The sequence below is a fragment of the Singulisphaera acidiphila DSM 18658 genome (genome assembly GCF_000242455.2).
GTDB lineage: Bacteria > Planctomycetota > Planctomycetia > Isosphaerales > Isosphaeraceae > Singulisphaera > Singulisphaera acidiphila.
Map to the genome: position 1 here is coordinate 2,533,607 of NC_019892.1, position 20,181 is coordinate 2,553,787.

Here is a 20,181-nt window from a genome sequence, read left to right on the forward strand (position 1 = left end):
ACCGCGGAATCTCGATGAACGCCTCGACCGTATCGAATCGATGCTGGCCGCGTTGATTGAGCGGCAGACGATCAGGGACTGGTATTCGACGGACGAGTTCGCCCGTCTCGTTGGCAAGGCCGAGTTCACCGTGCGCGAGTGGTGCAGGTTGGTGCGCATTCATGCCGAGAAGAGGCAATCGGGCCGGGGCGTGCATTCGGCCTGGGTGATCTCCCACGCGGAGCTGCAGCGGTATCAGAAGAGCGGGCTGCTGCCGCAACACAAACCAATTGGTTGACGTCTAGTGCCAATGGCTCAATGGATGGTAGTGCTGGGTGCAATTAGCAATCTATGAACCATACTATAAAGCATTGTGTATCATGGACGAGCTTGTCTCAACGACCAGTTGGGACAGCGTCTCCCTGACCAGGAAGGCCGTGGCCCAGGGGCAGCTCAGGGATTACGAGGGGATGGTTGGCAAGGAATTCCCCCCACTCGGCGTATCTGAGCGAGTTGACTGACTTACGCGACCAGTTGAAGGCCGGGCTGCCGGACAAGGCACCGGAGGGCGGAACGTCGGTTGCGTAGCTGGCGGAAAGAATCAAGACGCTCAGAGCGGCGAACGCCGAGGAGGCCGCGCCCGAGAGGACGGTACGCAGGGCGGAGCAGCCGGTGACGGTGAGGATACGGGTCAGGGTGGAGGAGCCAAAGGCTGAGCCGGTGGAGGAAGAGGAGCCGCCCCCCGGCAACCGTGATCGCCATGCCGGTGGGAGGGCATCGGCAGCAGGTTACGCGGAGGCGGGTGGAGACGAAGCAGGGGAGGTTGTTTTGAACGACTATTGCGGCACCTCAAAGGCCATGCAGGTGAGGATGAACTGCTTTTGAGGGTCATCGGAACGACGGAGTTTGTGTCTCGAACCCGATCCCGCAGGATAGGGCATATCCGCAATGCGATTATCCAAACCGGTTGCCACCTCACGCATCTTCTCGACGACCGCAGAGAAATCCCGATTCCTGTTGAACACGATCGCGGCCAGCTTTGAATCTCGCCATGTCGAGTATCGAAAGAGTTGTTCGGTGAGCTTCTTTCGGAAGTGATCCGGGCCGGACCAGATCAGGCATTCGGCAATGAATATGTTGTTGTTATTGGCGCGGATCAGGATGTCTGTCTTCCCGGCTCCGTTGAATGTTTCCCCTGTGGCGTTTCCTTTGAAAAGCCCATTGAGGGCAACCAGCAAGATGGTTCGAAGATGCTCTTCCTCCATGGCCTTGAAGACTGTGGGGCTTCGCTCGAAGACCGAAACCATCGAGCGGATCACGTTCAGAATCTCGTCGTAATCTTGTAGAGACAGCTTCGGTTCCTGGTTCGGAGCTTCGGTCTTTGGCCACACAATGATAGGCGTTGGCTTCACTGGAACGATGAGCTTTTCGCTGCTATCGCCCCTCCGCTTCAACGCGAATCCGGTCTTTTCCAAATCACTCAAGACCTTGCTGTGGCTGGCTAGTACTACAGTGGTAACTAATCCGGGGGGACCGCCCCGCGTTTTTTATAGTGACATCTCCGCGCAAGCGCCTGATGCGCACGCCGCCATTCCGACCAACCCAGCACCTCCGCGACCTCGGGGAGGTGGCTCCAGAGCAGCCGTACCAACAGGCGTCGCACCTCCGGTGATGACAAGCCGATCAATTCCCGACCACAGTCTGGCTTTTTTTCGGCGCCCCGTCGGCCAGCTTCCGGACCGCCGCCAGGATCGCTTGGGCAAACAGGCTGAGCGTGACATGACGATACCAGCCTGTCCAACTCCGCACCTCGTAGTCGGCCAGCCCGACCTCCTGCTTGCCCGTCTCGAAGCCCCCCTCCACCGCCCATCGAGCCCCGGCGGTCTTGGCCAATCGCCTCAGCGTTGTTCGTCTCGGGCCAGCCGCGATGTAGTACGCCAGGTCCTCGGGGTCATCAAGACTGCGGCGGACCAGTAGCCATCGCTGCCACTGCGGACCCAGGTCGTTATTGATCCGCACCCAGGCCCAGGCGTACCGCCGCGGTCCCTTGCTCCCCGCGGCAATCGTGACCTCGTACCAGGCCCGCTTCGGCAGCGACTTCGCGAGGACGGCGACCGTCGACTGGCGGGGGCCCGTCCACACGTACTGGTTCGCCCGGACGGCGAGAACGTAGGGCCGCTGTCGCGACTCCAACCACCGCCACAGGCCCCCGTCGCTGCCGTAGACCTCGTCGCCGGTGACCCAGGCCGCCGGCACCCTGGCCTCGAAGGCACGCTCAAGCATCAGTTTGGCCAACTGGGGCTTGGTGGCGAAGGTCGTCCCCTTGGGGATGCCCGCTCGCTCGCACCGCGCCGTCGGTCCACTCCTTGGGCAGGTACAAGGCCCGATCGATGAACGCCGTGCCGTGTCGGCTCGCATAGGCCAGGAAAACGCCGACCTGGGCGTTCTCGATCCGCCCGGCGGTGCCGGTGTACTGGCGGGCGACCCCAGCGGAGTGCGTCCCCTTCTTGAGGAAGCCCGTCTCGTCCAGGATCAGCACGGCATCAGCATCACCGAGTCCCCCGACGACGTAATCCCGCAGGTCGTTACGCACCGCCTCGGGGTCCCATTCGGACCGACTCAGCAGGTACTGGATGCCGTAGGGGTCGGCATCGCCGATCTGCTCGGCGACTTGCCAGGAGTTCTTCCGCTGGACCGGCCCGAGCAGGCCGATGAGGTAGGCCCGGACGCGATCGCGCGTCTCGCTGCGGGGAAATCTCGCCCCGATCCGACGGGCGACCCCGTCCAATTCCTGTCCCCATGCAGAGACATCATCGAACACAACAACGGCACCGGTGCTGGCCATGGCAACCCTCCTTGAGTGGCTCCTTGACCAGCTTAACCGGACCGGCTATTAGTTACTACTGTAGTACTAGGTGGGCCTTTCTCTCTTCTATCTTCTGCACGGCCCACTTCTTCAGATCGGGATTATAGAATTCCAATTTTTGCTGAATGGACGCAAGCCCTTCTTTAATTCGCCCTGCAACCGCAAGCACTCTGGGATGCAACTGATCCAATTTGTTTTTCTCGAGCCTGAATGAGAACACGAGTTCTCCAGGATAAATCTCGATAGGCTGGGAGATTATCGGAGCTGATCCACCGGATAGCTTGAAAAGTTGATGATGGCCGGAAAACGGCAGATGAACTCTGACGCTCACCTCTTCGTGCCCACCGGTAAATGCCGGTTCTTCGCAATAGATTTCCTTCGGCAGGAGCAATGGACAGGCCACCTGAAACTTGGCCGAGAATTCGGCTGCAAGGCTGTCTACATTGGCCCCGATAATCTCCGACGCTGGAACTCCATCAATCTCGCCGCACATCTGATTTCGAATATTGAGGATGTGGTCATCAATTGTTCCAAGATTGAACAGACTGCTGTACAAGGCAAGTCTCCCAAGTTTAGGGCCATCGTGGTCAATCCAATTATACAATCGATCCTCGGAAAGCGTTGCGGGCTCGCTTCTATTTGTTAAAATGGGTAAATTGGCGATCGGAACCGCATATACCGCGAGAACAATATGGTACGTGTCAGAACTGCAAAATTCCCCAAGCCCGATGAGACGGGACGGAAGTAGCAGGGCAGGAGAGGCATGGTATCCAGGCGAAGGTGAGTCAGGCGGAGGCGGTGAGGCAGGCGATTGCCGTCGGGATGGACGCCCCCTCCGATGGCGTGGAGTTCATCATGGCCCATTTCGGCATCGAGATGGACAACAAGAAATTCAGCCTCGCCAAGTCGCAGCAGAAAATCCGCGACGCTAAGTGGTGCATCCGCCAAGTCGTTTGACGGCGCAGGTGGAACCCCGGCCGGGCCGGCCGGGCTGCGACTTTCGCGTTCGGCTCGCGTTTATCGTAGCTCGGTCGGCCCGGCCGAGTGTCTTACGACTTGGCGGATGCACCACTAAGTGGTGCATCCGCCAAGAGACGAGACAGTATCAATCCATCGTAACTCCTGAATTGATTAGTTGTTCGATGCCTCGGTTTCTGTCAACGAACCTGGCGGATGCACCACTAAGGGAAAGAAGGGGAAGCGACGAGTTACCATCGCGGGTGGCGTTACGACCGTTGATAACGGCCTGACCGCGCGACCAAAGATCACGCCCAATGCCCAGGGCGACTTGCTGGACGCAATGGAAAAGGTGAAGCCACTCATCGCCAGCGTCGGCAAAGAGCACAGCTTCACCGTATCATCGAACTTCTTGGCTGATCGCTCAGCGCCCCCGCTCCTGCCGTCGGTAAAACGGATTCGGGTCGAACAACCCCCGAAACATTTCATCCTTCAAGTAATTGAGCCGCCTGATCTTCCGGGTTCCCTCCCCCCGGACGGACAACGCGGCTTCATCCTGGCCCAGCCGCATCAGCTCGCTCGGCTCCAGGCCCGCCACCTCTGAGTATTGCTTGCAGGAGGAATATTGGGCGTGGCTGAAACTCATCAGCACACCCTAATTGTTGAGGAGGCTCGGCCAGTCTGTCGGGTAGCGACCTTTCATCAGGGCGAGATCCTGCCAGACCGAAACCAGTTGCACACTGTATCCCCTGAGCAGGGTCGTCACCGCGAGCAGGGGATCGATCGTCCCGAGCTGCGCCAGTTCGTCAAAAACAAACAACGTCTTCTTCTCGGGAATCTCCCTCCTCCGCATGATGGTCGTCAGCAGCGTGCCCGCCCAGCACCGCAAGAGGCAGCGGTGGCTCTTCGGCTTCTCCGGCGGGATGGTGATGTAGATGGTCTGCGGCTTGCCCTCTACCACGTCAAGAAGCGAGAGCGTCGAATCCCGCATGCAGTCCGTCACCTGGTCGGAGTTCAAGGCCCTCATGACCGTGCGGGCGGTGGAAAGCACGCTCGGCCTGGTCTGCTGGGTTGCGTGCTGGAGATATCCCGCGATCTCCCCGTAGAAGAATGGCGGCAATTCCTCTTTCTTCCCATCCAGCAGCCCCGCCAGGTGGTAATCCACATCCTCATTGAAGAGGAGGTCGCGGGGCGCCTTCATGTTCCGTTCCTCGGGCGACACGTCTCCCGCGACGTAGGCGATGAGCCCCGAGTTCAGGCCGCTGGCGGTGTCGGCCCAGAATGGCTCCCTCTGGCTGGAGTGCCCCTCGCCGAGGAGTGAGGCCAGCATCTCCGCGTCCGGCTCCAGCATCGAGCCTTCGAGCGAGAACAGGTCGAACGGATTCAGCCGGTCGGTTTCATGGCCGGTAATGCCGAACGGGTCGAGGATGTGGACCGCTTGCCCCAGCCCAAGGCGGGCGCGAGCAGTGACCGCCGAGAGCACGCCCTTCAAGTCAATAACGATCATCGGCCCGTCATAACCGTAAGAAGCGTCGGGATCAGGGAATCCCGACTCTTGCTCGAGCCCGTGGGGGGCGATCACGCAAATCGGGGCGTCGCCATCGTAGGTGAGGAGCTTGTCGCCCGCAGGTTGGGCCTTGTCGAAGCCGAAGATTGATGGTGCTTCCGTATGATGGACGACTCCTGGAGGCGCAGAAGAATGCCCCATCCGATGGACGGGGCTGTCTGAAGATTCGCCTGCCAAGAATCGCCGGGCCGATCAAACTTCGCAGGGCCGGGCAGGGAGTTAACGTTGGGCTTTTCAGTATTCATCTGGATAGATCGCATCCGATCAGCGATCCTTCCGCCAGGAGGGACGCCATGGAAACGCAGTGGGAAGGATTTATCGCCGGGCTGTTCGAGGGTTACGAAGGCGGGAGGGTCTACGAGCTGACCAACGGCACCCGCTGGCGGCAGGATGATCGCACCAAGGAGTACGTCTACCGGGAGCGGGCGAAGGCCAAGCTGCTCTGGAATCAGAGTACGGGGACGCACTTCCTGGAAGTGGAAGGCACGTCGGGTGGTGGAGGATCGCGGGATGGAACGGGTGGGGAGCGTTTTAGCTTGGCTTTGGTCTTGCCAGTTCTTCGAGAGTCACGATGGGCGGCTGTCTGTGAATCACGGCGGGTTTCACAATCACAACCATCCAAACACTGAGTTCAGTATCTTCGCCCGTAGAGAGCGTTAACCCAAACTCTTCGAGCAACTCCACAGCAAGAGCTGAAGCCATCCATGAGCCATAAATCAACGCAAAATTGCTGTAATATTGCTCAAATGTCTTGTTAGTAATTGTGGCGACGTGGCTCTCGCGATTATACCAAACCACCCGAAGTAAGTGATGCAGGCTTGCATGAACTGAACTGTTGACTGCGTGGTAAAAGAACTCGTAAATCTCCGTCGCCTTACCACGCTCTGCCATGTACTTGACTGTTGGCTTCGCTGTATTCCCCCCAGCCGACTCGCTTTCCCAGTTCTTTCAACTTAGCTTTTAGGTCCGCAATGCGATCAGCCAAATCCGCCGATACGTTGACGATTCTCTTCGGATCCGATTCGTCCGCCCAGCCGTAGGCTCTTTGCTATTCGCTGAAAAATCGACCCTGGGCGGAGATGCCTTCATGGATATCGAGAATGGATCGCAGCTTCACGTACTCGTCGGCATCCGCACGGTGCAGTGACCGGAGGAATTTCGCAAAGATCAACTCCTCACAGATCGGTCGAAGCAGCCCCGTTGCCGCGTAGTTGTGCCCGCCTTCGACACAATAAATGACGGAGGTCAGAGCCTCTTCCGACTTCCGCGCGATAGTGCGAATAACCAAGGAGGCGTCGGCCTTCGTCCCGTCCACACCTTCGCAGATGCGGTCAGTAAGTCGTTTCAATATCTCCTGGATTTTCTTCGAGGCGACGAGGTAGAGTGCTTTGATATCTCCCGCCTCGATCAACGGCCCTACCTCGGAAATGATCTCGTCGTCGGTAGGCTGCCTGCTCATTCTCGATCCCCCCGTAGTTCTCGTGGCCGCTGGGTTCAATCCCGACTTCGTAGGCGAATCGGCTTAGGGCAGACGGACTCCCTGAATCCCGCCAACGCGTCACGGACGGTTTTGGAATCACGCACCAGCACCCCTTCGATCACCACCTTATCGGCTGCGACGGTGACGCGCCGCTTCCTGTGGGAGAGCAGGGGCCGCAAGAGCTTGGTCAACTCTTTCTGCTGGGACGTTTGTAGAGGCATTGGAAACCGCATTTCGATTGGCGGGCCGTCGAGAGTCGTCTTCTTCAGTGGACGAATGGACTTCGCTCTTCGCGGGCCGTCGGCCATGGCGCGGACTCCATGCGGACAACCAAGTAGGTACAATGGTTTAGTCCACGTCAGTGCCAAATGGAAGGTTGGAGAGGCCTCTAGCCGATGCGTGTCGAAGTGGTGGTCCTCGCCTACGACACGGCGGCCCTTCATCCGAAGGGTGTTTTCGCCCGCCTCAATTTCCCCATGGCAGCATGAACGCTGCCACACCGGACTGGGAATCCGGCATGCCAGCGCTCCGTGGCTCCTACTCTCGATCTTCTGCAATTCTTCTGCAGTCACTGGCAGTGCCAGTCCCCTTTGGCTACAATGCGACCGAAGGCAAGTGCAAACGTAAACCATTACTATAACAAGGATATCAACGTCACCGCAGCGCCAGCCCAACGTGCTTTCATAGCAGACGCGCCGGACTCAAAATCCGGTGGGGTAACACCCGTGTAGGTTCAAGTCCCACCTTCGGTACTATAGACTTACGGCGAATCTGGGTTAGTCTTACCACAGCCCTTGGTAAGAGTTTGGTAAGATCGCCTCCGCCGCGTTGGGTGGCATGGCCCTTTTGAGAGGGCACATGGCCGCACTTCAGAATCGGAACGGCAACTTCCGGGTTTTCTTCGAATACCACCGGAAGCAGCGGATCTTCACGATCGGCCGCCTCAACGAACCCAGGTTGATTACCTGCTCATGTGCCTCGGCCAGGGGTTGATCGAGCTCCCGCCCGGCGTCGAGTTCGTCCGGCAGGATGGTAAGGTGATTCTTGCCAAAGACGGCGGCGTCGCATCGGCCGCGCCGATCACCCTCGGTTCCTTCTGTGACCGCTACCTGGAGACTCACGGTAACGGCGCCCTGGAGGAAAGGATGCCAAGCCGCCGTTCCAGACCCGAGTCGAGATCGAGCGGCAGGTGGCGGGCCTCCCCGCCAAGGGCCAGGCCGAACTCTGGAACGCACTGTACCTTCTCCAGCCCGAGGTCGAAGAACTGCTCGCCCACTCCGCGACCATGCCGGCCACCTGTGGATCCACCCCCTGATCGCCACGACCGCCTATACGGGGCCCGGCGGTCGGAGCTGATCCGTATACGGATCTCCGATGTGGACTTCGCGGGTGGCATTATCACGGTGCGGGAGAAGAAAGCGGTCGCACAGCGAGCGGACCAGGACCACCCGCCGTGTGCCGCTTTCCTCATCGCTGGGCACCATCCTCCGCAACTGGATCACAGTTCATCCTGGCGGCCCATGGCTGTTCTGCCAGTCGGGGGAGGTGATGCGGAGCAAGAAGCGGAGCCGCACGACTGGGCATCAGTCGGGCGAGGGACAAGCGAAGACGCTTGGTGCCAGGATGAAGATGGTCCGCAATCGCGAGGGTGTGGGGATTAGCCCCATCACCAAACGATGTCACCGAGCTTTCCGATCGTTCGAATCACCAGGGACACCCTCTCGATGCGCCGGACCTGATTCTCCCTCAATACCCCCGCTTGCCGGTGTTCGCGTCCACCTCCCCGGCCTCGACGGCTACTTGTCGGCCTCGGGAGCATACCCCTTCCACACCCACTCGATGGCGTGCGGGAGGAACTGCTGCTGGGCGTTGCCGACGCTGTGGTGGGCGCCGCGGCAGAACAGGTACAGGTACTCGTAGTCCTTGGTCTTCAGCACCTTGGCCATGCGGTGGTTAGCCTCGACCCAGTCGTGCATCCCGTCGCGCATCACGTTGGGGTTGAGCAGGTCTGCGTCGCCAACGGAGATGAACAGTCGAATGGGCTTCTTCGCGCTATCGGGGAGAATTGTCTCGTGGAAGCCCCAGGCCCCGTCCGGGTATTTCGGGTCGAACGGCCACGCCTGGTTCACGAACGTGCCCGAGGTCGTTAGCACGCGGTGGTACAGGTCGTTGCGGAACCAGGCCATGATGAGCGCCGCCGATCCGCCGGAGCTGTTGCCCATCGCTGCGCGGCCCTCGGGGTCCTTGGTCAGCTTCACTCCACAGTTCTTCTCAACCCGCGGGAGCACCTCGGTCTCGATGTACTCGGCGTAGTCGCCGTTCATGTTGTCATACTCTTTGCCTCGCTCGTGCCCCTGGGCGTCGCCGCCGCCGTTGCCGATCGAAATGAGGACGATCGGCGGAATCCGCTTCTGGTGAATTAGGTTGTCGAGAATCGTCTTGTAGCCGTTGGCCTGACCGGGGCCGTCGTGAACCACCATGAACGGCGCCTCGGCCCCTTCCTTGAGCTGGGCGGGGATGTAGACGCCGATCTTCCGCTGATAGTCGATGGGGTGTGTCTCGACGATCAGCGTCTTCGGATTGCTCGGGTCCACCTTCCCGAACTCGTTGCGGGCGATGCCGGGATTGAAGAGCTTGGTCTCCTTCGAGTCGATGACAAACTGCTCCACCTTCCCCTCGGGAGCGCCTTTGACCTTCTTGCGTTCCGGCGCGGGCACGTAGTTCGGCCCGATGACGAAGTTGTCGTATGCGTCGAGCGGCGGGTTCTCGCCCTCTTTCAGCACCTTGAAAGACGGGGCACCCGGGTCATCGAACTTGCGCGCCGGCGGCTGGGCCAAGGCGTTGGAGCATACGAGAACCGGGATAAAAAACGCCATCAGCGGTTTGAGCATGGAATCCCTCGTTGTTGCTTGGCGGTTGATGCCACCCCCTTTTTACCCGATTCCTCATCGGTCGGCACCAAGCTATCGGGAGAGCCCGTGCCGCTCAGCGCACCCGCTTTTCCGTCGCCGGGTCGACCTCACTCGCCTGGCCCGGACAGAGGCATGGCTCACTGACGACCGTCCCGGTTCCCGCTGCTCACCGGCTGCTCATGCGAGGGGGGCCGTGGATGAACTGGAGACCACCGTCGGCTGAGCGAACCAGCGAGACGCTGCCCGAGAGGCTTCGGCGAGATCGGGTTCGCCGTCGCACGCCCACGCGACGAATCCGTCCGGGCGGACGAGCACGGCCGTCAGCCCCAGGTGGTCCCTAGCCTTGGACGCGACGTACTTCACCCGCTCGTCCCGGCGGCTCGCGAGCGACCGAAGCGGCGAACGGGGATGGAAGTCGAGGAGGACGCCCTTCCCATCCCTGAGCAGGACGCCGAGCCTCGTCCCGTCCTCCAACTCGAAGTCCGGGCAGCTGCGGCCCACCAACGGGTGTCCCTCGCCGAGGTCGTAGCGGAGGACCACACCCCAGACACGCTCGGCGAAGTAGGTCGCGCCGTCGCGCGTATCGATCAGGTCGCGGACGATGGCCTGGAGCGGGTGGGACTGCATCAGCGCGACCTGGGCCCGCGACCAATCGAGGATGCGCGCCCCGACCGGGTGCCGCTCTGCGGTATAGCTGTCGAGCAAGCCGTCGGGGGCGTCGCCTCGGATGGTGGCGGCGAGCTTCCACCCGAGGTTCACCGCGTCTCCGAACCCAAGGTTCAAACCCTGCCCGCCGAGTGGCGAATGGATGTGCGCGGCGTCACCCGCCAGCAGCACCCGCCCTTTGCGGTAGGTCGTCGCTTGCATCGCACGGTCGGTCCACGTCGAGGCGACGTGCAACGCCTTGAGGGTCACGTCCGTCCCGGACACGCGCCGCAGGACCGCTTGCACGTGTTCGAGCGTGATCGGCGCCGTGCGATGGGACGCGCCGCCGTCGAAGTCGGCGATTGCGATCGTTCCCGGCTGCCACTGTGTGTACATGCCGGAGGTTCCCTTGAGGAACGGAAAAAATCCATGATGACGGCCCATCGGGAGTACCGAAGGGTCGGCAATGTCGACCTGGACCGAATAGCCCGTGAACTCCGGCTCGGTCCCCACGAATTCGAAGCCGCCTTGCTTTCGTACGGTGCTACGGCCGCCGTCACAACCCACGAGCCAACGCGAGCGGATGCGCTGATCGCCGGTATGGACGGTGACTTCATCGTCCGAAGCCTCGAAGCCATCGACCCCACAGCCGCGCCGGATCTCCACTCCGAGGGAGTGCGCGTGGACGGAGAGGACGCGCTCCAAATGCTCCGTTTCGACCCCCAACTGGGTTTCGGCCGGGCCTGGGAGCCGGTAAGCCCACCGCGACGAATCGACGTTGCTGGCGTCGAACTGGATGCCCGCGAAGTGGCCGCCCGGCCCGCGGCGTTGCGAGCCGGGCGCGATGGATCCGGGCCTCGGCTGGTCCGGGGCACCTTCGTCGGCACGAGATTGCGATGCGATTTGTTCCAGCAGTCCGCGCCGGTGGAAGGCTTCGACGCTCGGTCCCCAGAGTCCTCGCATCCCGAACGGGAGCCGCTTCAGGGGCGAGTGCGGATCCTCCGATCGCTCGAGCACCAGCACGGAGAGCTTCGCGAGCCGCAACTCGCAGGCCAGGAACAGGCCGACCGGGCCGGCCCCGGCGATGATCACGTCGTAGACCAAAGTATCCTCCTTGCCCGAGCGTCTGGACCGGGTTTAAGTCCCTGCACGAACGGCAGTGGAGCTGATGCAGACAAGAAAAAGGCTTCGCCGCCTCTTCCAGCGGTGTCGAAGCTCGCGTCTACGCACTGTTTTAAAGCGACGTGTCGGTTGACCACAATGCGGAATTTGGCCATTCTATTCGTAAATCCTGCCACTCTCGCCCGGAGCGTGAATGCCCGTCATTGAGAGCACAGAGAAAAGGGTGGACGTCGACGGTATTACCCGCGACGTCTTGACGATGGGCCTGAAGATGGTTACCCGCAGGTACGACACGGGCTTCCATCGCCACCGGAAGGCGCAGTGCGTGATGGCGGTGTCCGGCGTCCTGACGTGCGAGGCGGAAGGCGGCATCTGGATCGTCCCGCCGCAGGACGCCGTTTGGATCCCCCCAGGCATCGAGCACCGCATCACCCTGGCGGGCAGCGTCGAGGGCTACAACGCCTTTATTGAGCCCGCCGTCGCACGAGGCCTTCCTTCCGCGTGCTGCACGATCGCCGCGACGCCGCTGCTGCGAGAACTCCTCGTCCGCACCGCGCAATACCCTACTGATGTTCCCGAAGGGGGGATGGAATCGCGGGTAGCGTCGCTGTTGCTCGAAGAGATCGCGATCGCCGAGGTGGGAGGGATGCACCTCCCGATGCCGAAGGACGAGCGGCTGCGCGCGGTCTTCCGGAGCATCGTGGAATGCCCGGCCGATCGCGGGACGCTCGTAGCCTGGGCCATGCGGCACGCGATGAGCGAGCGCACATTCGCCCGCCTCGTTGTTGCCGAGACGGGCATGAGCTTTGGCCGCTGGCGACAGCAGCTCGGCGTCATCCTCGCGATCCAGCGGATGGCGGAGGGCGCCTCTGTCCAGCAGGTCGCTGGCGACCTCGGGTACGAGAGCGTCGGCAGCTTCGTGACGATGTTCCGGAAGGCCCTGGGCACCTCGCCCGGCCGCTACATGTCAGGCCGGTCAAGTTGATGAGCTAGACGAGGTTGGCGTGCAGCGCGGCTACTTACTGGGTCGGTTGTTGGTGAAGATTCACCGGGTCACGACCGTGAACTCGTTGCCGCGTCCCGCGTCGAATGGCATGGCCACGGAGAGGTAGCCGTTTCGGGGATCGCGCACGTAATCGAGGTATGCCGGCTCAATCGCGTTCTCGCCGATCACAAGGGCGCCAGCCTTCAGGTGGGGTTCCAGGAGCTTGAGGACCGGAAGGTACAGGTTGAACGCCCCGTCGAGGTGGACCAGGTCCACATCCCCGCTGATGCCCTCCTTCAACGTTTCGAGCGCATCGCCCACGCGGATATCCACGAGGTCTGCGAGGCCCGCCGCAGCGAGGTTGTCTCTCGCCGCCGCAGCCTTCGTGGCCTCCAACTCGGTCCCGATCAACTGGCCGCCTCCGCTATCGCGGAGTGCGCATGCGAGGTGGATGGCCGAGACACCGAATGACGTGCCGAATTCGACGATCCGCGTGGCCTTGCGGGTCCGGGCGCACATGTAGAGGAATTTCCCGAACTCGGGCGAGACGTTCAGGTAGTTGCCCGCCAACGTACGGTACGTCGCCTGATAGTCCTTCGCCTCCTCGTCGAGAAAGGTCCTCATGTGCTCGGCCGAGATCTTTTCGCCCTCGCCGACGAACGCTTCGTGGAGCGGCCGATCCGCCGCTTCGGCCTTCCGGAACAGTTGCTCAAGTAACTCAACGATCGGTGCAGTTGTCAGTGAATCCACGGAATGAACTCCTTCCAGACAGCGGTTCGTATCAACCAAGGCCAGTGCCCAAGTCGTCGTACCGAATTGGAGGATACGTAGGCCACGCCTTGACCGCATCAGGATGTTCTGCCAATTTATATCGAAAACCAGCCAGAGCCGCTTTTTGGGATCGTCCTCATGCCGAAGTACAAATCCGACCACGTGCTGGACGATCCCGACTCCGTGCCCCGCCCAGTGATGGCGATCGGTGCCGACATCGTGACTGGCGCCGAAGCGTTCAAGATGGGCGCCCATCACCACCGCAAGTCGCAGCTGATCCACACGGCCCGCGGCATGTTGACGTGCGAGGTGTCGCAGGGTTTGTGGATCGTCCCGCCGGGCTGCGCCCTCTGGATCCCCGGTGGCGCGAGGCACAGCGTCTCAGGTGTCGGAAACGTCGAGGTCTACGCCCTGTTCGTGGACCCGGACTCCGCCCCTGACTTGCCGAAGGCCTGCTGCACCATGTCCGTCTCGCCTCTGTTGCGCGAGGTCCTCCTCCGATGCGCCGAGTTCCCCACGCTGTATCCCGTCAGGGGACGGGAAGCGCGTCTGGCGTCCGTACTGCTCGACGAACTCGCCGCCGCACCCGTGGAGAAGCTGCACCTCCCGATGCCTTCGGATGGCCGTCTTCGGAAGATTGCGGACGCGATGGCGGCCGAGCCGTCCGATCGGGCCTCCGTGCACGAATGGGCAAAGCGGATTGGGGTCAGCGAGCGGACCCTTAGCCGGCTCGTTGTTCACGAGATGGGCATGAGCTTCGGCCGCTGGCGGCAGCAGCTCCACATCAGCCTGGCCCTACAATGGCTCTCGCAGAGCGCATCCGTCCAATCGATTGCCACGGACCTGGGCTATGAAAGCGCGAGCAGTTTCGTGTTCATGTTCCGCAAGGTGCTGGGCACTTCCCCGGCGCGGTATATGACACAGCGACTCGAGGGATCGCCAACTGCCGCCAGCAAGGATCCGGGTTGACGGGGTCGGAGTCTTACTCTCTTCAATCGGAGTACCAAGAATTTCACCAAGTCCCATGGTCCATCCATGAAGCAATTTTGCGGCTTTAGAACAGCCCGTACGTAGGAATCGCCTGGCCGATAATTGTTCAGTTCATGTGATTATTTCGCTAAACATTAAGATGGTTATTTGAATCATTACCCCTGGACCGGATTGCATTCACCGTCGATCCGCACCCGAACGCGGTCGCCCACGGACAAGGTGTGTCCACGGCCGAACACACGGAGGATGCACCCCTCCGTGCGAACGACCGCGATGCGATGAACCTCTCGCCCCTCTGACGGCCGTAGTTCGAGCGCCAAGACGTCGGCTTCGACACCGGTGCCGTCGGCGGCAAGATGCGGCTGATCTGGTCGCACAAGGAGTACTGCCGGTCCTGGCTCTGTTCCGGGCGTAATACTCACCTTCCCGAACGCCGTTGCGGCATGGTCCCGTGCGGTGACTACGCCTGGTATCAGCTCCCCCAATCCGAGCGCGCGCACGGCGGCCGCATGCCGCGGGTGGATCAAAAGCGTCTCAAGCATATCATCCGCAACAGGCCGGCCGTGTTCGAGGACGATGACACGGCGCGCGAGGTCGAATGCATCGTCACGCGAATGCGTCACCAGGATGAGCGTCGTTTCAGCACTTCCGATGAGGGATCGCAGAAGATCGCGCATCTCGGTGCGCTTCTCGTCGTCGAGGCTTGCGAAGGGTTCGTCCATGAGGAGGAGTCGGGGCTTCTGGGCCAGTGCCCGAGCCAGCGCGATCCGCTGCCGTTCGCCTCCCGACAGCTCGTCGAGGCGTGCCTTGGCTCGATGTCGAAGTCCTACTCGATCGAGCAGGCTCCTGGCCGCTTCGACGCCGCCACGGCCACGTGTCGCAAACGCGATCTGATCGAGGGCGCGGAGGTTTGGGAAGAGCGCAAGTCCCTGGAAAACCAGCGCCACCTCCCGGCGCTCGGGCACGATCAGCACCTGTCCGGTGCGCGACGCGACCTTGCCTGCGATGACGATGTCCCCTTCCGTCGGCGACTCGAGCCCGGCGATTAGCCGCAACAGAGTGGTCTTGCCGCTCCCCGATCGACCGAGCACAGCAAGGCGCTCGCCGTGTTCTAGCGAGAAACTCACGCCTTCGAGCACCTTCGTATCGCCGAAGGTTCGGCCAAGGGCGCTGACACGGAGGACTTCGCTCACCTTGCCCCCTTCTCGACAAGCCCGATTCGCGAGCGCAACACCATGCCCAGCGAGATCAAGGCCAACGGCAACGCGATCACACCGAGCAGGAGGATCTGGCAAGCCGCGATCTCCGGGTCCTGGCCGCGTCTCATGAAGTTCATGACCGTCGGCGCAAGGAGGGGCTTGCCGGGCGGTGCGATCAGCACGGTCGCGCCGTATTCGGTCGCCGACAGCACGTAGATGGCGAGCCACGCCGCCGCCAGCCCCGGCGCCGCGTTCGGGAGCACCGCCGCGAGGAATCGTCCGCCGGGCCCCCTTCCGGCGAGCGCCGCCGCGCTCTCCAACTCTCGCGGGACGCGGGCAAGCGCCCCCTGCGCCAGGAATACGGCGATGGGGAAGAAGCGGGCGAACCAGGCCAGGAGGACGATCGCCGAGCTCTGGTAGACCACGGCCCCGGCGCCGCGATTCCAGAGGGTGATGAGCCCAAGCCCGACGATCGGGGCCGGCACCGCCACCCCGGCCCCGAGCACTCCCAGGACGGGGCCCCAGCCGACTCGCGACGCGAGCCTGGCCAGGCCGGTCGCGAAGAGCGTGGCGAGCGTCGCCGTCACCCCCGCGAGCAGGACAGTGCGGATGGCATCGTCGTGGGCGAGTTCCCACGCCCCCCGGAGGGAATTGAGGATGCCGGATGTCCGGAGGAGCCTGTGCCTGCCGCGCATGGCCGACTGCGACATCCTCGCCGTGGCGGCGAGCCAGCCCAGCGACACGCACGGCAAGATCAAGGCCGGGGTGATCGCGAGCAGCGTCGCGAGCCCGGCCGCGAGATGCCCCACGCGGCCCAGGCGCCGCCCGGTGAATTTGGGGACTTCGCCCTCGAGTCCGGCCATGCTTGCGACTCGGCTGCGCGCAAGCATGTAGGCACCCAGGGCCGCCGCCGCGACGACGACCGGCAGCAAAGGCAGGCTCAGTGCCGCTGCCGCCGCCAGGTCGCCTTCCTGGATCCTCTCGAAGACCGCCTCGCTGACCGTCCGCACGCGCAGGAGCTGTGGCACCGCGAACTCGGTGAGCGTCAGGGCGAAGACCAGGAGCGCCGCGCCGAGGGCCGGCGGGACGAAGACGAACGCCCCGATTTTGTAGACGCCACGCATCCCCTGCGCGAGCCGCGCCGACTCGAAGACCCGGTGATCGGTGCGTCGGTATGCGCCCGCCACGGCCAGCGAGACGACCGGGAATAGGCACCCTCCCATGACCACGCCGACCGCCTGCCAGGAGTAGATGAATCCCGGGATCGTGAAGCGTGCAACCGCAATCGGGTCGGTCGACTGCGGGCCGAAACCGAGGAGTGCGGCGGTCGGTCTCGCGATCTTGCCCGCGGGCCCGAGGAGGACGATCGCGGCCTCACAGACGAGATAAGGCGGCATCATGAGGACCAACAGCCCGAGCGTCCAGGAAACGCGCCTGAGGCCGGCCTGCGAACGCTCGACGAGCAGGGCGAAGGGCACCCCGAGGATCAGCGCGACCAGAGCGCCGACCAGGGCGGAGCTCGCCGAGCCCCCGAGCGGCCCGGCGATGCCGTCGAACGCATCGGCCGCCCGCCCCTGCAACCCGGTCCCGAACAGGGCGGCGAGGAGGGGCGAAAGGACGACGGCGAATGCCAGCAGGATGGCCGCGGCGACCAGGGGTTTCGGCGTTCTCATCGCCCCAGCAGGATCTCCTTGATGGCTTTCGTCGACTCCGAGTAGCTCTTGGCCGCCTTGGCCCAATCCACGTCCATCGCCCGGATCCCCGGTGGGATCCACGGTGGGCGGACGTCCCGGGCGACGCTCTCCGGCAGCATCCCGACGGTCTGCGCGGGCCCCGCGGCGAGGATCTCCTCCGTCTTCGCGGACATAAGGAAGCGAAGTAATCGCTCCGCCTCCTTGGGGTGCGGGGCGTCCGCGACGAGCGCCACGCTGCTGAAGCCCTCCATGCAACCGATTTCCCCCGGCTCCTGGTCGGGGATGACGACGGCCACCGGCTTGCCGTCGTCGACGGCGACGTGGGCGTCGATTGAGCTCGTGATTCCGAACCAGAGTTCGCCCGAGGCGACACGCTTCGTCACGTCGGCCATGCCGCCGCAGAGGGCACAGTCGTTGGCCTTGAGGTCGCTGAGCCAGCGCCGGGCCCGGTCCGGGCCGAGCACCTGGAAGAGCGCGGTGACGTGCGCCGCCATGCCGCCGAAGAGTGGATTGGCGATCCCCACGCGTCCCTTGTAGCGCGGGGCCGCGAGGTCGCGATACGAATGTGGCCGCGACTGCGGCCCGAACACGTCGGTATTGACGATCAGCACGCGGTAAGCGGCGGCGAAGCCGAGCCATCGCCCCTGTGCGTCCCGCGGTGCCGTCCCCTGGGCCTTGATCAGGTCGGCCGGGGCTGGGGCCAGGCATCCATCGTTGGCGAGCATCGCATGGAAGAATGCACCGCCGCCCCAGAGCACGTCGCAACGCGGGTTTGCCTTCTCCTGGCGGATCGCCTGGACGAGGCCGACGGCCTTCGCGGCCTCGGTGTCGAATTTGGCCTCGACGCGGATCCCCGTCTCTGCCTCGAATTGGTCGATAAGCTCCTGGGCGGTCTCGCGGTCGGTCACGGAGTAAAGGACGACCGTGGGCCGGGCAGGGTTCGCCGGCTCTGGCGAGTTCGACCGGCCGGCGCGGAAGATGGCCACACCCAGGACGAGGACGAGAACGAAAATCGCTCCTGCAACGATCGGAGTGCGCCTGGCCATTCCTACTTTTCCTCCCCTGGCAGCCAGGCAAGCTCATCCCTTGGCCTGCTTGCCGTCGACCGAATCCGGAGCCGAGGCGACTACTTCCTTGAACTCTTGCCGCTCCCAAGCCGTGCAGTTCGTCTTCGCGTCCTGGCTCGTGCAGCATGATCTTGGGAGCCGCGAGGTCCAAGTCTAGCAACCGCCTCAACCGTTGCGAAATCATTAATTGGCTAGGATTGAGATTCCGAAGGTGATGTCTTGGCCCGTCAAGGAGAACGGATCTTGGTCTGTCACCAACGCGGCGATGGGCCGATCCATGTGTTGCGCCTTGGTCCAGGAATGGTCGAGGTAGCCGTGCCGGGCTTGGGACGAGCCGGGGCTGGTACGTAGTGAGGTGGCCGTCCACTCTGGCGGCCCATTCCTTGTTTCTGCAACGGGATCGTGATGGAGTGGAGCAAGATCTGAGGGGCTCGCCACTGCGCACAAAAAAGCCCCACGTCCATCCTTGAACCCGGGGCCGCCCTCTCGTTAACCCACCGCCCGCTCACGTTTGCTCGCCTAACGTCACCGGGACCAGTTCCGGTACGTCATCTTCCTGACCACCCGTCGTGACCAACGCCACCGACGCGACGATGATGACCATGGCTACCCATCCCAGCTGGGCGATGGGCTCATGAGCCACGACACTGCCGAGCAGGACCGCGACCACCGGGTTGACGTAGGCGTAGGTGCTCAGCCGCGCCGGTGTCGTCGCCGTGATCAGCCAACCGTAGGCGGTGAACGCCAGGATCGAGCCGAAGCAGATCAGGTAGAGCCACGCCAGACCTGACGTGGCCGTCACCGACGACAACTGGAACCCAGCCGCCTCGCCCCTCAGCAACCCAAGCCCCGTCAAAATGGCCCCGCCCGACAGCATCTGCATGCCGGTCGAAAGCGCGGGCGACTCGGGCAACTCCGCCCTCCGAAGGTAGAGCGAGCCCACCGCCCAAGCGAAAGCGGCGAGGAGGATGGCGAGCGAACCGGCCAGCATCTCCCCGTTGGCGTCTCCGCCTTCCGGCGTGACCAGCAGGCCCACGCCCATAAGGCCGATGATCAGGCCGAGCGAGGTCCGAAGACCGGGCCGCCTGCCGCCGAAGAACCCCCAGGATGTCAGCACCAGCCAGAAGGGTTCGGAAGCCACCAGGAGCGCCGCGATACCCGACGGGACGTACTGCTCCGCCCAGGTCACGCAGCCGTTGCCCAGCACGAGCATGAGGATGCCCGCCACCGTCGCCCTGAGCCACTGGGCTCGGGTCGGTAAACGTGCCCCCCTAGCCAGCGCCCAGCCGCAGAGGATAGTCCCGGCGACGAGGAACCTCGACCCCGCCATGAGCAACGGCGGCATCGACTGCAGCCCGAAGCGGATCGCGAGGTAAGTCGAGCCCCAGACCAGGTAAACGACCGCGAAGGCCGCGACGGTGAGCCACTTCTTCCGTTCAGACCGCATTGCCGTCCCCTTCCGGGATAAGGACCCTTGCTGTCTCCTTGAGCGTCTCCATGACGATCGTCGTCCGCGTCGAGCGGATCGCCGGGATGACGCCGATCTTCTCCCGCAACAGCTTCCCCAGGGCCTCGACGTCGGCCACCCGGATCTTGATCAGGTAGCAGTCCTCCCCAGCGATGTGGTGGACCTCCTGCACCTCGGGAATCTCGGCCAGCATCTGAGCCGAGTCGATGCCTCCCACGCGGTCGTCGGATCTCACGTAGGTGAAGGCGACGAGGCCTGAGCCGAGCTTTCTGGCGTCGAGTCGGGCCTCGTATCCGCGCACGAGCCCGCGCTCCTCAAGCTTCTTGACCCGCTCCAGCACGCCGGAAGGCACCATGCCCACGCGGCGGGCGAGTTCGGCGTTGGAGATGCGGGCGTCCGACTGAAGGAAGTTCAGCAACTGACGGTCGACGGCGTCGATCATTCGAGATCCTCCGGAGATGGGAGAATCTTTGGCGTCA

21 protein-coding genes and 1 pseudogene are annotated in these 20,181 nt (G+C 63.0%); 7 read left to right on the top strand and 15 right to left on the bottom strand.

All coding sequences use genetic code 11. The features are described from left to right. The first annotated feature begins 40 nt into the window (after positions 1–40). A complete protein-coding gene (locus SINAC_RS10095) occupies positions 41–277 on the top strand; it encodes a hypothetical protein (RefSeq protein ID WP_015245561.1) in 237 nt (78 codons plus the stop codon). An 82-nt stretch (positions 278–359) separates the two neighbouring features. Further along, a complete protein-coding gene (locus SINAC_RS10100; RefSeq protein WP_154673603.1) occupies positions 360–500 on the top strand; it encodes a hypothetical protein in 141 nt (46 codons plus the stop codon). A gap of 315 nt (positions 501–815) precedes the next feature. Here the strand turns inward: SINAC_RS10100 and SINAC_RS39760 are convergent, their stop codons facing one another. The 3 genes and pseudogenes from SINAC_RS39760 to SINAC_RS10120 form a co-directional block, all read right to left on the bottom strand. Continuing rightward, on the bottom strand, positions 816–1,217 hold the full coding sequence (locus SINAC_RS39760; RefSeq protein ID WP_154673602.1) for a hypothetical protein: 402 nt from the start codon (positions 1,215–1,217) through the stop codon (positions 816–818). A 445-nt stretch (positions 1,218–1,662) separates the two neighbouring features. Further along, positions 1,663–2,704, bottom strand: a pseudogene (locus SINAC_RS10115) (IS701 family transposase); the annotation flags it as partial. Positions 2,705–2,879: 175 nt separating this feature from the next. Further along, positions 2,880–3,401 (bottom strand): hypothetical protein, encoded by a 522-nt coding sequence (locus tag SINAC_RS10120; RefSeq protein ID WP_020465556.1) that lies wholly within the window; start codon positions 3,399–3,401, stop codon positions 2,880–2,882. A 224-nt stretch (positions 3,402–3,625) separates the two neighbouring features. Between SINAC_RS10120 and SINAC_RS40545 the strand changes: the two genes are divergently transcribed. Next, the gene (locus SINAC_RS40545; protein WP_015245562.1) at positions 3,626–3,802 is read left to right on the top strand and encodes a hypothetical protein; all 177 of its coding nucleotides are present in this window, start codon (positions 3,626–3,628) and stop codon (positions 3,800–3,802) included. A gap of 424 nt (positions 3,803–4,226) precedes the next feature. Here SINAC_RS40545 and SINAC_RS40550 read toward each other — a convergent pair whose 3' ends face one another. Both SINAC_RS40550 and SINAC_RS10130 read right to left on the bottom strand, forming a co-directional pair. Continuing rightward, positions 4,227–4,448, bottom strand: coding sequence for a hypothetical protein (locus SINAC_RS40550; RefSeq protein ID WP_154673601.1), 222 nt, complete (start codon positions 4,446–4,448; stop codon positions 4,227–4,229). Between the two features lie 9 nt (positions 4,449–4,457). After that, positions 4,458–5,510 (bottom strand): type IV secretory system conjugative DNA transfer family protein, encoded by a 1,053-nt coding sequence (locus SINAC_RS10130; protein WP_020465554.1) that lies wholly within the window; start codon positions 5,508–5,510, stop codon positions 4,458–4,460. 152 nt (positions 5,511–5,662) lie between these two features. Here SINAC_RS10130 and SINAC_RS10135 point away from each other — a divergent pair, with 152 nt between their 5' ends. Next, positions 5,663–5,998: a hypothetical protein gene (locus SINAC_RS10135; protein ID WP_015245563.1), complete on the top strand. Its 336-nt coding sequence runs from the start codon at positions 5,663–5,665 to the stop codon at positions 5,996–5,998. A 419-nt stretch (positions 5,999–6,417) separates the two neighbouring features. Here the strand turns inward: SINAC_RS10135 and SINAC_RS10140 are convergent, their stop codons facing one another. Together SINAC_RS10140 and SINAC_RS10145 are read right to left on the bottom strand one after the other, a co-directional pair. After that, positions 6,418–6,828 (bottom strand): hypothetical protein, encoded by a 411-nt coding sequence (locus tag SINAC_RS10140; protein WP_015245565.1) that lies wholly within the window; start codon positions 6,826–6,828, stop codon positions 6,418–6,420. Between the two features lie 35 nt (positions 6,829–6,863). Continuing rightward, positions 6,864–7,157: a hypothetical protein gene (locus SINAC_RS10145; protein ID WP_015245566.1), complete on the bottom strand. Its 294-nt coding sequence runs from the start codon at positions 7,155–7,157 to the stop codon at positions 6,864–6,866. A gap of 881 nt (positions 7,158–8,038) precedes the next feature. Here SINAC_RS10145 and SINAC_RS41525 point away from each other — a divergent pair. Then, on the top strand, positions 8,039–8,164 hold the full coding sequence (locus tag SINAC_RS41525; RefSeq protein WP_020465553.1) for a hypothetical protein: 126 nt from the start codon (positions 8,039–8,041) through the stop codon (positions 8,162–8,164). Positions 8,165–8,645: 481 nt separating this feature from the next. Here the strand turns inward: SINAC_RS41525 and SINAC_RS10155 are convergent, their stop codons facing one another. After that, positions 8,646–9,740, bottom strand: a complete 1,095-nt coding sequence (locus tag SINAC_RS10155) for an alpha/beta hydrolase (protein WP_015245569.1) — start codon at positions 9,738–9,740, stop codon at positions 8,646–8,648. 198 nt (positions 9,741–9,938) lie between these two features. Then, a complete protein-coding gene (locus SINAC_RS10160; protein WP_015245570.1) occupies positions 9,939–11,510 on the bottom strand; it encodes an FAD-dependent monooxygenase in 1,572 nt (523 codons plus the stop codon). A gap of 211 nt (positions 11,511–11,721) precedes the next feature. Between SINAC_RS10160 and SINAC_RS10165 the strand changes: the two genes are divergently transcribed. Further along, complete coding sequence (locus SINAC_RS10165; RefSeq protein ID WP_015245571.1) at positions 11,722–12,513, top strand: AraC family transcriptional regulator; 792 nt, start codon at positions 11,722–11,724, stop codon at positions 12,511–12,513. A 60-nt stretch (positions 12,514–12,573) separates the two neighbouring features. Here the strand turns inward: SINAC_RS10165 and SINAC_RS10170 are convergent, their stop codons facing one another. Beyond that, complete coding sequence (locus tag SINAC_RS10170) at positions 12,574–13,263, bottom strand: O-methyltransferase (protein ID WP_015245572.1); 690 nt, start codon at positions 13,261–13,263, stop codon at positions 12,574–12,576. 159 nt (positions 13,264–13,422) lie between these two features. On the opposite strand from SINAC_RS10170, the gene SINAC_RS10175 reads away from it, so the two are divergent. Then, positions 13,423–14,253: an AraC family transcriptional regulator gene (locus tag SINAC_RS10175; RefSeq protein WP_015245573.1), complete on the top strand. Its 831-nt coding sequence runs from the start codon at positions 13,423–13,425 to the stop codon at positions 14,251–14,253. A 176-nt stretch (positions 14,254–14,429) separates the two neighbouring features. On the opposite strand, the gene SINAC_RS10180 is transcribed toward SINAC_RS10175, so the two are convergent. From SINAC_RS10180 to SINAC_RS10200, 5 genes are all read right to left on the bottom strand, one after another. After that, positions 14,430–15,467 carry an ABC transporter ATP-binding protein gene (locus SINAC_RS10180; protein ID WP_015245574.1) on the bottom strand — a complete coding sequence of 346 codons (1,038 nt, stop codon included), beginning with the start codon at positions 15,465–15,467 and terminating at the stop codon, positions 14,430–14,432. Next, complete coding sequence (locus SINAC_RS10185) at positions 15,464–17,146, bottom strand: ABC transporter permease (RefSeq protein WP_015245575.1); 1,683 nt, start codon at positions 17,144–17,146, stop codon at positions 15,464–15,466. Before SINAC_RS10185 ends, SINAC_RS10180 begins: the two co-directional genes overlap by 4 nt. Beyond that, the gene (locus SINAC_RS10190) at positions 17,143–18,213 is read right to left on the bottom strand and encodes an extracellular solute-binding protein (protein ID WP_015245576.1); all 1,071 of its coding nucleotides are present in this window, start codon (positions 18,211–18,213) and stop codon (positions 17,143–17,145) included. The genes SINAC_RS10185 and SINAC_RS10190 overlap by 4 nt, the downstream gene beginning before the upstream one ends. A gap of 526 nt (positions 18,214–18,739) precedes the next feature. Next, positions 18,740–19,681 (bottom strand): drug/metabolite exporter YedA, encoded by a 942-nt coding sequence (yedA, locus tag SINAC_RS10195; protein ID WP_015245578.1) that lies wholly within the window; start codon positions 19,679–19,681, stop codon positions 18,740–18,742. Next, on the bottom strand, positions 19,671–20,144 hold the full coding sequence (locus SINAC_RS10200; RefSeq protein ID WP_015245579.1) for an Lrp/AsnC family transcriptional regulator: 474 nt from the start codon (positions 20,142–20,144) through the stop codon (positions 19,671–19,673). The genes yedA and SINAC_RS10200 overlap by 11 nt, the downstream gene beginning before the upstream one ends. Positions 20,145–20,181: the final 37 nt, after the last annotated feature.